The sequence below is a fragment of the Caballeronia sp. LZ024 genome (genome assembly GCF_031451455.1).
In the GTDB taxonomy this organism is placed as follows: Bacteria; Pseudomonadota; Gammaproteobacteria; order Burkholderiales; family Burkholderiaceae; genus Caballeronia; species Caballeronia telluris.
Map to the genome: position 1 here is coordinate 1 of NZ_JARUXL010000002.1, position 12,166 is coordinate 12,166.

The 12,166-nt window shown below is 63.6% G+C and carries 11 protein-coding genes and 1 pseudogene; 3 read left to right on the forward strand and 9 right to left on the reverse strand.

What is annotated here, in order from left to right; translation table 11 throughout:
• A pseudogene (locus QCE48_RS15395) lies at positions 1-98 on the reverse strand (succinate dehydrogenase, cytochrome b556 subunit); the annotation flags it as partial.
• A 214-nt stretch (positions 99-312) separates the two neighbouring features.
• On the opposite strand from QCE48_RS15395, the gene QCE48_RS15400 reads away from it, so the two are divergent.
• Positions 313-1,209 (forward strand): LysR family transcriptional regulator, encoded by an 897-nt coding sequence (locus tag QCE48_RS15400; RefSeq protein ID WP_309784892.1) that lies wholly within the window; start codon positions 313-315, stop codon positions 1,207-1,209.
• A 195-nt stretch (positions 1,210-1,404) separates the two neighbouring features.
• On the opposite strand, the gene QCE48_RS15405 is transcribed toward QCE48_RS15400, so the two are convergent.
• Positions 1,405-2,109, reverse strand: a complete 705-nt coding sequence (locus QCE48_RS15405; RefSeq protein ID WP_309784893.1) for a GntR family transcriptional regulator — start codon at positions 2,107-2,109, stop codon at positions 1,405-1,407.
• A 209-nt stretch (positions 2,110-2,318) separates the two neighbouring features.
• Between QCE48_RS15405 and QCE48_RS15410 the strand changes: the two genes are divergently transcribed.
• The gene (locus tag QCE48_RS15410) at positions 2,319-3,593 is read left to right on the forward strand and encodes a glucarate dehydratase family protein (RefSeq protein WP_309784894.1); all 1,275 of its coding nucleotides are present in this window, start codon (positions 2,319-2,321) and stop codon (positions 3,591-3,593) included.
• A 52-nt stretch (positions 3,594-3,645) separates the two neighbouring features.
• Positions 3,646-4,974: an MFS transporter gene (locus QCE48_RS15415; protein WP_309784895.1), complete on the forward strand. Its 1,329-nt coding sequence runs from the start codon at positions 3,646-3,648 to the stop codon at positions 4,972-4,974.
• Between the two features lie 75 nt (positions 4,975-5,049).
• Here the strand turns inward: QCE48_RS15415 and QCE48_RS15420 are convergent, their stop codons facing one another.
• From QCE48_RS15420 to QCE48_RS15450, 7 genes are all read right to left on the reverse strand, one after another.
• The gene (locus QCE48_RS15420) at positions 5,050-6,438 is read right to left on the reverse strand and encodes a glycosyl hydrolase (RefSeq protein ID WP_309784896.1); all 1,389 of its coding nucleotides are present in this window, start codon (positions 6,436-6,438) and stop codon (positions 5,050-5,052) included.
• 289 nt (positions 6,439-6,727) lie between these two features.
• Positions 6,728-7,696, reverse strand: coding sequence for a GTP-binding protein (locus QCE48_RS15425; RefSeq protein WP_309784897.1), 969 nt, complete (start codon positions 7,694-7,696; stop codon positions 6,728-6,730).
• Entirely contained in the window at positions 7,696-9,357 is a 1,662-nt protein-coding gene (locus QCE48_RS15430; RefSeq protein ID WP_309784898.1) for an amidohydrolase, read from the reverse strand. Before QCE48_RS15430 ends, QCE48_RS15425 begins: the two co-directional genes overlap by 1 nt.
• A gap of 28 nt (positions 9,358-9,385) precedes the next feature.
• The gene (locus QCE48_RS15435) at positions 9,386-10,771 is read right to left on the reverse strand and encodes a sodium:solute symporter family protein (protein ID WP_309784899.1); all 1,386 of its coding nucleotides are present in this window, start codon (positions 10,769-10,771) and stop codon (positions 9,386-9,388) included.
• Positions 10,772-10,786: 15 nt separating this feature from the next.
• Positions 10,787-10,996: a DUF3311 domain-containing protein gene (locus QCE48_RS15440; RefSeq protein ID WP_309784900.1), complete on the reverse strand. Its 210-nt coding sequence runs from the start codon at positions 10,994-10,996 to the stop codon at positions 10,787-10,789.
• Positions 10,997-11,077: 81 nt separating this feature from the next.
• The gene (locus tag QCE48_RS15445; protein ID WP_309784901.1) at positions 11,078-11,236 is read right to left on the reverse strand and encodes a hypothetical protein; all 159 of its coding nucleotides are present in this window, start codon (positions 11,234-11,236) and stop codon (positions 11,078-11,080) included.
• Between the two features lie 25 nt (positions 11,237-11,261).
• Positions 11,262-11,936: a VIT1/CCC1 transporter family protein gene (locus QCE48_RS15450; RefSeq protein WP_309784902.1), complete on the reverse strand. Its 675-nt coding sequence runs from the start codon at positions 11,934-11,936 to the stop codon at positions 11,262-11,264.
• Positions 11,937-12,166 lie beyond the last annotated feature (230 nt).

Genomic DNA, 12,166 nt, shown 5'->3' on the forward strand with positions numbered 1-12,166 from the left:
ATCGAGACCTTCCCTGCTAGCGGCAAGCGATACTTCGCGATTTGACCGATCCCGATGTTACGGAATTCGGGCCTTGGTTTTTTTACGGCTTCAGCCATGACTCATCCCATCCTTCTATCTGATTGACGATCGCACGCCGCGGACACACGGCAACGGGCGCCACTCGTCCCGCCTGTCCTAAGAGCAGCAGGCGATGTATTCGGGGATGAGTTCTTTTGCCCGCGCATTGCGCGATAGCAGCATTTTGTCGCAGCGTTGATATACTGTCCAATATCTATCTCGTCTATCTGATATTGATTCTATATATATCGCATGGAACTCCGGCATATTCGATATTTTCTGGCCGTCGCGGAAGAGCGCAATGTGACGCGCGCCGCCGAGAGGCTCGGCATCGGACAGCCCCCGCTCAGCCAGCAAATTCATGCGCTGGAGAGCGAAATCGGCGTTCGCCTGTTTCGTCGCACGGGTCACGGCGTGGTGTTGACGGAGGCCGGCGAAGCGTTCGCGATCGACGCGAAGCGTCTAATGAGCGATGCGCGCAGTGCGATCGAGAAGGCGCAGAGCGCGGGCCGCGGCGAGGTCGGGCAATTGAATATCGGCTTCACCGGATCCGCCGCATTCAACCCGGTCGTGTCGAAGCTGATTCGCGAGTTCAGGCAGTCGTTCCCGAGCGTCAGCCTCAGTCTGGTCGAGGGGAATACGGCGCAACTGCTCGGCTATCTCAACGACAAGCGCCTGGACGTCGCGTTCGTCCGTTTGGGAAGTCAGTCACCGGCTGGCGTTTCGTTTCATCACATCGCCACGGAGCCGATGAAGATCGTATTACCGGCGAGTCATCGACTGGCGGGCAAGAAGAAGGCGCCGCTATCCGCGCTCGCGGACGAACCTTTTGTCCTGCTGCCGCGTGAGGCGAGTCCCACGCTGCACGACGTGATCATCGGCGCATGCCGGGATGCCGGTTTCGAACCCGTTATCGGTCAGCAGGCGCCCCAGTTGTCGTCCGTGGTCAACCTGGTTGCTGCCGAGTTCGGCGTCTCGCTGGTGCCTGCATCGGTTTGCCAGATTCAGGTCGAAGGCGTCGGATACGTCGACATACAAGGCGCGAATGTTTCGATTCGTCTCGCACTTGCTACGCGCGAAGACGGTGCCACGGCCAAGACAGCCAACTTTGTGTCGATCGCTAGCCACGTCTCAGCGAAGCGGACTTGATCCCGGCAGTGAGCCGTTGACGCTCATCCCGCGACGACCGAGGAAGCCTTCCCCTCTACGACCAGCACCGTGCAACCCTGAGCCGAAGACGTGCTGTGCCGCGAGCCCGCTGAATACGATACGGTTTGACCGCGAAGAAAATTGGCGCCGTCGATGCAGCGACGAGGCCGGCGGCCACGCCGCGATAGCGTCGGGTCAATCGTCCGTCAAAAAGTTGGGATGACTGGTGCGGATCTGATCAACCTGGTTGAGCGTTCCCGAAAGATGCTTGCGCAACGCGGCCTGCGCGGCTTCCGCTCCGCCCTTTTCGATCGCATCGACGATCTCGGTGTGATCGCGCACCACGGCCATCGTCTTGCCTTCCACCGGCAGGTGCAGGCGACGCAACCGGTCGATATGGCCGCTCAGCCTGCGCACCAGATCCCAGAGTTGCGGCACGCCCGCCGCCTCGTACATCTGCCGATGAAAAGCCTGATCGAGCAGCGAGAACTGCTCGTAGTTCTTCAGGTCGCGTAGTTCCGACTGCTTTGCGATCGTCGCGCGTAGCCGGGCGATCAACGCGGCGTCGCGCTGTTCAGCCAGCGTGCGGACGACTTCCAGTTCAATCGACCGGCGCAGAAAGTGCGCCTGCAACGCAGACGTCACGTTGATCTGGCTGACGACCGTGGCGTGCTGCGGAAAAATATCGACGAGACCCTCTTCGCCGAGTTTCATCAATGCGTCGCGCACCGGCGTCTGGCTCAGTCCGTATTGCATCGCCAGTTCGGCGCGCGACAGCACCGTCCCCGGCGCCAGTTCGAGCGACAGGATCATCGCGCGCAGTCGTTCGAATACCTGCGGCGCGGCATGGCGGGACCGGTCGAGCCGGGTCGCCGTCGACGGGGAAGCGTTGGTTTTCATGGGGAGAGCAAAAGCGTTGGTGGAGGCCGGTTCCGGCGGCACCGCATCACTGAGATACTAATACTATAGCCGACGCCAGCCCCGCCCCAAGCGGCTGCGCGGCATTTTGGGGCAGAACGGACGTGAGTATTTTCCCCAGTAACACACTAATATATTAGTGCTTTACTATGAGTCTGTCTGCTTCATTCCTTCTTTTCCGGATTGCCACCATGACTCGCGACATCACCGTCACGCAAATGCGCCTTACGCCGATCGCCTTCCGCGATGGTCCGCTTCTTAACGCTGCTGGCATCCACGAACCGTGGGCGTTGCGCGCGATTGTCGAACTGGAGACGAGCGATGGCCGCGTCGGCATCTCCGAGACCTATGGCGACGAACCGATGCTGCGCGTGCTCGAAGAGGCGAAGGCGCTGGTGATCGGCCTCTCGCCGTTTGACCTCAACCGCATGGAAGAACGCGTGCGCGCGACGATCAAGGCGAGTCCCGGCGCGGTCGAATTCGAACTCGCGCCCGGCTCGCATGCCGCGAAGAACGCGCCGAAGGTCATCAGCACGCTCGAAGTCGCGATGCTCGACTTGCAGGGGCAGATCGTCGGCGCACCGATCGTCGACTTGCTCGGCGGCAAGGTACGCGACGCCGTGCCTTATAGCGCCTACCTCTTCTTTAAGTACGCGGAGCACATCGAGAAACCCTATGCGCCCGATGCCTGGGGCGAAGGCCTGAGCCCGGAGCAGATCGTCGCGCAGGCGCGGCGCATGATCGACCTGTACGGTTTTCAGAGCATCAAGCTCAAGGGCGGCGTGTTCGAGCCGGCACATGAAATCGCCTGCATGCAGGCGCTCGCGAAGGCGTTCCCCGGCATGCCGCTGCGCCTCGATCCGAACGCCAACTGGACGCTCGAAACGAGCATCAACGCCGCGCCCGAACTCGACGAAATCCTCGAGTATTACGAGGACCCGTGCCCCGGACTCGAAGGCATGGCCGAACTGCAGAAGCACACGAAGCTGCCGCTCGCGACCAACATGGTCATCACGACAATGGACGATTTCCGCCGCGGCTGCAACATGGGCTCGATCAAGGTGCTGCTTTCCGATCATCACTACTGGGGCGGCCTGCGCGCGACGCAGACGCTCGCGCGCATGGCAAAGCTCTGGGGCTTCGGCATGTCGATGCATTCCAACTCGCACCTTGGCATCAGCCTGATGGCAATGACGCACGTCGCGGCGAGCGTGCCGAACCTCACGTATGCGTGCGACACGCATTACCCCTGGCAGGAAGAGGAAGTCATCAAGGGCGGCCGCGTGAGCTTCGACAACGGCGCGGTGCGCGTGCCGACCACGCCCGGTCTCGGCGTCGAGCTCGATCGCGACCGGCTGGCTGAACTGCATGCGCAGTATCTCTCGTGCGGCGTGCGCAATCGCGACGACCTGAAGCAGATGCGAAAGTACGACCCGGACTTCAGCGGCAAGAACCCGCGCTTCTGATCCGCGCAGACGCTCGACACGCGATACGCATTGCCCATTACGGAGACAACCCATGAGCAGAACCACCCCGGCCCCCGCCCATCCGGAGCGAGCCGACGCGCTGGCGAGCGCCGTCAGCAAGATCAAGTGGCACGTGCTGCCGCTTTTCGTCGTGATGTTCATCGTCAACTACATCGACCGCGTGAACATCGGTTTCGTGCGCCAGCACCTGAGCGCCGATCTGGGAATCGGCGCCGCGGCCTATGGACTCGGCGCGGGACTCTTCTTCGTCAGCTACGCGATCTTCGAAGTGCCGTCGAACATGCTGCTGCAGCGTTTCGGCGCGAAGGCGTGGCTCACGCGGATCATGATCACGTGGGGTCTGGCCGCCGTCGGCATGGCGTTCGTGCGGGGCGAGATGTCGTTCTACGCGATGCGCCTCGTGCTCGGCGCGGCGGAAGCCGGCTTCTTTCCCGGCGTGCTCTTCTACTTCACCAAGTGGCTGCCGCGCGACGAGCGAGGCAAGGCGATGGCGATCTTTCTCAGCGGCTCGGCGCTCGCCTCGGTGCTCTCCGGGCCGATCTCCGGCGCACTGATGCTGATCAGCGGCGGCGGCCTGCACGGCTGGCAGTGGATGTTCGTGATCGAAGGCATGGCCTCGGTGGTGCTGGCTGGCTTCGTCTGGTTCTGGCTGGACTCGAAGCCGCGCGACGCCAAATGGCTGACCCGCGCAGAGCAGGACGCGGTCGTCGCCGAAATCGAGGAAGAGCAGCGCGTTCGCGATGCCGTGCATGCCGTCAAGCCGTCGGTCTGGAGTCTCTTGCGCGATCCGCAGATTTTGATCTTCTGCCTGATCTATTTCTCGGTCTCGCTGACGATCTACGGCGCGACCTTCTGGCTGCCCAGCATCATCCGCAAGATGGGGCATTTCAACGATTTCCAGGTCGGCCTCTTCAATTCGATCCCGTGGCTGATCTCGATCGCGGCGATGTATTTCTTCGCGATGCTCGCGGCGCGCTTCAAGTTCCAGCAGGCCTGGGTCGCGTGCGTGCTGCTGATCGCCGCGGCCGGCATGTATGCGGCCGGCCAGGGCAGCCCGCTGTTCTCGTTCGTCGCGATCTGCTTCGCCGCGACCGGCTTCAAGGCCGCGTCATCGCTGTTCTGGCCGATTCCGCAGGGCTACCTCGATGCGCGGATCTCGGCCGCGGTGCTCGCCCTGATCAATTCAATCGGCAATCTGGGCGGCTTCGTGGCGCCCGCGACCTTCGGCTTTCTCGAACAGAAGACCGGGTCGATCCAGGGCGGGCTCACGGGGCTTGCGGTGATGTCGGTGGTGGCCGCCGCGGTGGTGTTCTTTGCCCGCATGACGCCGCGCGAGGGGCGCGCGGCGCTCGCGGTGTAGCTTCGACCCGGCATTGCGCCGGGTCGGGTTCAGAGAAAGCGCGTTCCGGTTGCCTTAGGAACGCGCTTTCGACGCTTAAACCGGATTGGCCGCGACGAAGTTCTTGTAGGCCGCGTAGGCCGGAGTCTTCGTCACGCCGTCCGCCTTGATGAGGCCGTAGTTCGCGTCGATCAGGCAGTACATCATGATGCACTGGAGGTTGTACTTGTCCTTGACCGACTTGTACTGCGTCATTGCCTTCGTCACGTAGGCGGCCGCCGAATCGGGCGTGTCCTGCGAGCCGGACCAGCCGAACTCCGTCAGCCAGATCGGCTTGCCGAACGAATCCTTCAGCACCTGCAGAATGTCGACCGACGCCGAGCCGCCTGCGTACTGGATGTCGTAGGAACTCTTGTACCAGTGATACATCGTGATGTCCCAGCGCACGAGCGCCGCGCCGCCGACGCCGTTCGGCGTACCGTTCGGCGAGATGCCGTTCCACAACATCTGCAGCGCGCGATAGGCCATCGGAATACCGACGTCCACGCCGACCTGGATCGCCGGATCGACTGCCTTCACGCCGTCGATCATGCCGCGGATCACGCCGCGGAACGACGGCCAGTAAGCCGGATTCCAGTCCGCACACGAGGCGCCGTTGCCGCCGATCTTTAGCGGGACGTCGCATTCGTTGCCGCATTCGATGTATTTCACGAGGCCCTTCAGCGGCTTCGTGCAGTTGACGGCGAGGTTATAGCCGAGCGTGTAAGCCGCCGATTCCGAACTCGCGACATCCCAGCCAGCGGATTTCGGGTTGAGCACCGGCATGATCTGAACGCCGCTGCCCGCGAACGGACCGTTCAGCGCGTCGGCCAGCACTTGCGACATGCCGCCGCTCGCGACGTCGCAGCGATAGATCTTGGCGCCGAGATCCTTGAGCAACGCGAGTTGCGCGGCCGGCGTGGTCGTCTTGTAGATGCCGCTGTTGTAGGCCATGTGGCCGTTCATGCCATAGAAGAGCGCCGACGCGGCGGCGCTCCCTTTGGTGCGCGGATCGGTCGTGCCGATGGACGTCCACGTAGTGCCGCTCTGGAACCAGGTGCCGTCGGCGTTCTGTGCGTAGATGACGCCGCCGTACCAGAGGATCAGCGTCAGCGGCTTGGGCGAGCCGGTCGCGACCGACGTGCCGTTTTTCGTGACGCGATTGCTGACCAGCGTCCACGTGTTGCCCGAACTGTCGGTGATCGACGTGCCCGATGGAATCGTCGTTCCATCCGGCGAGGCGCCGGCCGTTGCCTTGTCGACGCCCTTTAGCTGGGCATCCGTGCCCTCCGTTCCGCCCCCGCCGCCGCAGGCGACCAGCGCCGCGCCGCTCGCTCCGGCGATCAAATACGAAAGAAATTTGCGGCGCGACAACTGCGCGTGGGTGACATTGGCCGTGAGTTCGGAAATATTGACTTGGTTTGCGGGGCGTTTGTTGGCGGTCATCAGTAGTCGTTGCTGGATTAGGATGTAAAAAATTGTATCCAGCCAACATCGACCTTTCAGTCAGACACTTCTTAAACCAACTCGGCAAACATGAAACGGTTTATGAACACCGTCGTGCTTGCTTTCCAGTTCGGAAAACGCGCGCGCAGACATGCGATCCCGGGAAGGCATCGCTTTCTGGCATCAATTGGAAGAGGGATTTTTCGCTCGCTGCTCCGATAGCCGTTCCAGCGGGCGAGGAACCGAGCACAGTGACGCGCGAGCGCGCATCACGAAGGCGTTACGTCGATCAGCGTTCGGCTTCCTGCCGCGCCATCGCGCGGGCGGCGTCGGCGAGCGCCTGCTCCGCGTGCGCATCGAAGCTGCCGATCAGGACCAGCACGCGGTCGTTCACCGCGTGTTCGTCTGCGATTCGCGACAGCGCCACGCGTCCCCCGACGGCGTGACAAACGTAGAGACCGCCGTCGTCGTCCAGCCGGACGATCCCCTTCGCGCGCAGCACGGTGCCGGGCAAGGACTTGAGGAAAGTTTTGAGCGCGGCCTTGCGCACCGGGCCGTCCAGCCGCACGGAGAGGCTGCGAAGTTCGAGCCGGCGCGGTATCGGCGACGTCCGCAGCGGCCGATCGTCAGCGCGATCGGGCGTCGCGGCCGTTCCGAAGATCAGTTCCGGCGCCACCGCGCCGTGATCGGCGGCCACGATCAGCCGGGTGCGCGCGATCGACGCGATCGTCGCAAAGACCGGCGCGTGCGCGGTCTCGGGCAGCAAGTCGAGCTTCGTGACCGCCACGACCGTCGCGGCCGCGATCTGCTCGCGCGCCATCTCGCCGACGAGCGGATTCGCCAGCGTGGCATCGAGCCCGCTGGCATCGGCCATCACGACGATTCCGTGCAGGCGGAAATCCCGCCCGACCAGGCCGATCTGCGCAATGCGACGCGGATCGGAGACGCCGCTCGCTTCGATCAGCAGCAGATCCGGCCGCGGCGACCTCGCGGCGACGCGGCGCAACGCGTCCACCAGCGCGCCCCCGATGGAGCAGCAGATGCAGCCGTTCTGAAGCTCGATCAGGTCCTCGCTTTGCGAACGCACGAGCCGCGCGTCGACGTTGACCTCGCCGAAATCGTTGACCATCACGGCCACGCGACGTCCGTGCGGCTGCGTCAGGAGCGCGTTCAGCACGGTGGTCTTGCCGGCGCCGAGATAGCCGCCGAGCACGACCAGTTCGATCGGCGCAAGCGGCGCGCTCGTTGCGATCGACATTACGCCGGCGCCTGGAAGACCCGCCCGCCGAGCACCGTGCCCCAGACGCGCACATCCTTCAGCCGCTCCGGCGCGCATTCGGACGGGTCCTCGTCGAGGACGGCGAAGTCGGCGAACTTGCCCACTTCGATGCTGCCGACGACATCGTCCATTTTCAGCGTATAGGCGGCGCCGAGCGTGATGGCGCGCAGCGCGTCGTCGACGGGGACGCATTCTTCCGCGCCCAAAAGGCGTCCCGAAGCCGTGCGGCGGCGCACCGCGCACCACGCCGTGAAGAGCGGGCTCAGTTGCGTGATCGGCGCGTCGGAATGGAACGCGAACGGAATGCCGAGCCGCAGCGCCGATCCGGCCGCGTCCATGCGATTCGCGCGGTCGGGGCCCATCGTCTGCATGTAGTGGGCGTCGCCCCAGTAGTAAATGTGGTTCGAAAAGAAGTTCACGCACAGTCCGAGCGCGCGAATGCGCCGCAGTTGCGCGGCGTCGGCCATCTGGCAGTGCTGCAGCGTATGGCGATGGTCGGGACGCGGTGTCTCGGCCAGCAGTTTCTCCAGTGCGTCGAGTGTGACCTCGGTCGCTTCGTCGCCGTTCGTGTGGATGTGAAGTTGCAAACCGGCCTTGTGGAACGGCGCCAGCACGCCGGCGAGCTGCTCCGGCGCGATCAGCCACAGACCGTTCGGCTGCCCGCCGAAATAGCCGGGCCACTTCACGCGCGCGGTGAAGCCCTGAATGGAACCATCGACGATGAACTTCACCGGGCCGAAACGCAGCTTGTCCGTATTCGCTGACATCGCTGCGCGTAGCGCTTCCGGTCCCGTCGACGGGCTGCGCTGCGGCGCTAGCGCCGGCACGATGCGCACCGGATAGTCCGGGTCGCCCGTCACCGTGTGCAGCGTCTCGTTGCCGAGCGGCGACAGATCGTTGACCAGATCGGTAGCCGTCGTGACGCCCGCGAGTTGCGCCACGCGCCCGAAGTTCCAGATCGCGTCCGGCTTCTCGCTCGCCGCAATCGACAGCTTCCCGCCAATCACCTGATACACCGGGAACATCGCCGCGAACTCCTGCAACTCGCCCGTCGGCTGGCCGCTTTCGTCGAGCACGATGCCGTCGATGTCCGTGTCCTCGTCGATGCCAGCCAGGCGCAGCATCGCGCTGTTCACGTTCATCAGATGCACGCTCGCATGCAGCACGGCGATCGGACGCGTCGCCGAAACCGAGTCCAGTTCGCGCACCGTCAGGCGTTGCGTGCCGAACAGGATCGGGTCGAAGCCCCATGCGAGAAGCGGCGCTTCATCGTCGTCCATGCGACGCTCGGCTTCGCGCAGGCGGTCGAGAACGGATTCCATCGACGTCAGTCCGCGCCACAGCGTACCGTCCGGACCGCGCCGGTCGTAATAGCCGACGTAAGCGGCATCCCACATCGCGCCTTCCATCAGATGACAGTGGCCTTCGACGAGCCCCGGCATCAGCACCTTGTCGCGAAGGGTTTGGTCGATCGCGCAGTCGCCCCACTGCTGCACGTCTTCCGCATTGCCGACGGCCAGGATACGGCCGTCGCGCACCGCCACGTGCGTCGCGCGCGGCTGCGCGGGGTTCATCGTCAGGATGCGTCGTGCAACGAAGACGGTCGTCGCGGCCTGGCGTGCGGTTGGTGCTGAGGACATGGTTCTCCCGTTGATGACAGCAATGCGTTCAGGAAAGATGGACGGGCCTCGGCGACCGGATCACGGTATTGAACACGCCCACCGTCGCGAGATTGACGCCGAGGCAAACGAGGCCCAAATTGATGCCGCCGAAGTCGACGCCCTTCGTGTAGAGGATGATCGCGAGCACCTGTCCCACGACAATACCGAGCGCGATGGCGGCCGGCCGCACGCGCAGTCCGAACAGGATCACGAGCACACCCGGCAGGAACTGCGTGACGCCGTAGTAGGTCGTGTTGATGAGCGTGAGCATGAGGTTGGGCGTGAGCAGCGTCGTGATGATCGACACCACCAGATACACCACGATCACCATTTTCGCGCCGCGCTTCTGGCGGCTTTCCGGCATGTTCGGCAGCAGGTTGCGCGTGACGATCGGACCGATGGCAAGACAGATTCCCGCGAGCACCAGCAGGCCCGACAGCGCCGCACCGGCCGCGACCAGTCCGACGAGCCAGCCCGGCAGCAGGTTCACCACGGCGGTGAAGAATGCGTCGTTGGGCGTCGCGAGCTTCAGGTTCGCGCTGATCGCATAGTACGAGGCCACCACGAGGAACGGATACATCAGCATGTAGAGCGGCATCGCGACCTGCGTGCGGCGAATCGTGTTCGCGCTCTTCGCGGTGAAGAAGTTCTGCGCGGCGAACGGCATCATGTAGAAGCCAAGCGCCTGGAACACGATGGTGCTCATCGAGAAGTGGAGCTGCTCCGGATTCATCGTGTTGCTGACGTGCTGGCTCGCCGCGTGAAATACGTCGTGCACGCCGTATTCCCACGTCACGGCGACGCCCGTGATCATGATCGCCACCACCATCAGGATGTCCTTCAGGATGGCGATGTAGGCCGAGGCCCGCACGCCCGAGATCGCGATGTAGGTGAATGCCAGCGCGGCCGAGATCAGGATCAGATGCAACGGCTCGAAGTGCCAGCCGAGACCGCGCAAGGCGGCGACCAGTCCGGTGAACTGCAACTGTCCCCAGGGAATCAGGAACAGGATCGACGACACCGCGACCACCAGTTCGACGCCACGATGACGATAGTGGCCCTTGAAGAGATCGGCGAACGTGATTGCGTTATAGCGCTTGCCGGCCTGCCAGATCTTGGGTCCGAGAAAATAGCCGATGGGGTAGGCCAGCAGGATGTAGCCGAGGAACCAGATGCCGTAGGTCGGCCCCTTCGCGTAGATGCCGCCGGGAAAGCCGACCATCGTGCCGATGCTGTAGATTTCGCCGGCCGCGAGGAAGAACACGAGCGCCGCGCCGAACTGCCGCGAAGCGACGAAGAAGTCATGGACGCTCTGGCCGCCGCGTCCCTTGCCGGAACGAACGGCGAGATAGAGCGAAAAGGCGATGAATCCGAGAAAGACAAGGGTGGACATGCAGGAACTCCCGGCTCAGGCGTTGCGTGGATCGGTATCGGGTATGTGACGATCGAAGAAATGCCAGCAGACGAAGAGGCACCCCGAAGTCAACACGAACCAGAGGAAAATCCAGGCGTACAGCAGCGGAACGCCGAGAACGTAGGCGTCTTTCGTGGCGATCCAGGGCAGGAAGCCGATCACGCCGGCATAGGGCAGCCCCAGGCCGATCAGGTATCTCAGCATTGTCGTCTCCAGACTTTGTTCGCCCGCTCGGCAGGGTGCCGGCAAGTCTGCAGACAGTATCGGCGGCGCAAAAATCGCTCGTTAGAGCCAGATCGACTCGATCGATAGCGCCAGATGAATGGATTGCGTGCTCATGGAGCCGTCACGCACTCGGTGACGCTCTGCCTCGCGCGTGAGAAAGGCCTGAAGCACGGTCGCGTCGACGATATGACAGGTGTCCGGCGCCGGCATGAGCAACACGATGACCTCCTCGCAGGCACATCGCTCAGCCGCCCAGCGCGACGATCGCCATCGTCAAGAGGACGCCGAAGATCACCATTCCAAGGCCGGCCTTCCATCCGCCCCACCCGGCGTGACGACCGAGCGCCAGCCCGCCGCAAAAAAGCATCACGAGCGTCAGGATGCGCGAAACGACCAACGCAGTCGGTACGTCGCTGAAAACAATGAACGGTAAAGCAACCGGAAACGTCGACAGCACGATGATGACGAAGATCGCCAGCGCCCCGACGAAATCGTCGCGCACTAAACGCGGGCGGTCCGGCAAATTCGTCGTGGCCGCGAGATTGCGCCGGATCGAATCGAGGTCCTCGTCCGAGACCAGCGACCTCATGAACTTCGGCAAGGAGTCGCGCAACACGCGACGTCCCGCTGCCGCGTCGGGCGCGCTCCGGATGGCGAGCGCGAGCGTCAGCCGCCGGCCGCGGTTGGTCAGCGTGCGGACGAGGAACATGAGCGCGTCGGCGAGTCCCCAGGCGAGATTGCAGCCGAGCGCCGTGTAGAGCATCTTCTGCCCGGCATCCTCGCCGGTCGTCGTCGCCGACACGGTGCCGACGAACGTCAGCGCCATGAAGAGTCCGAAACACAGCTCCGAAACCCGGTCGACGGTATCGAGAACGGGCTCGCGCGCGTCGACATTGCGCTCCTGGATCAAGGCATTCACGAGAAGCTCTCCCCGCCGTTGGCAGCCGGGCTCGAGTGCGCGAGGTGCGCATCAAGCTTGCGTCTGAATTATAGGTGGATCGTAGCGCGCCTCTTCGCCTGCGCCATGAACGCACGCAAGGGCATGACCGGCTAGCGCGTCCACTGCGCAGAGAAAGACCCGGTGCTTGCAGCTTTCGATCCGGCTCATGTACATTCTGCGGACGCACGACGCCGCTATGCGCAGCGTTC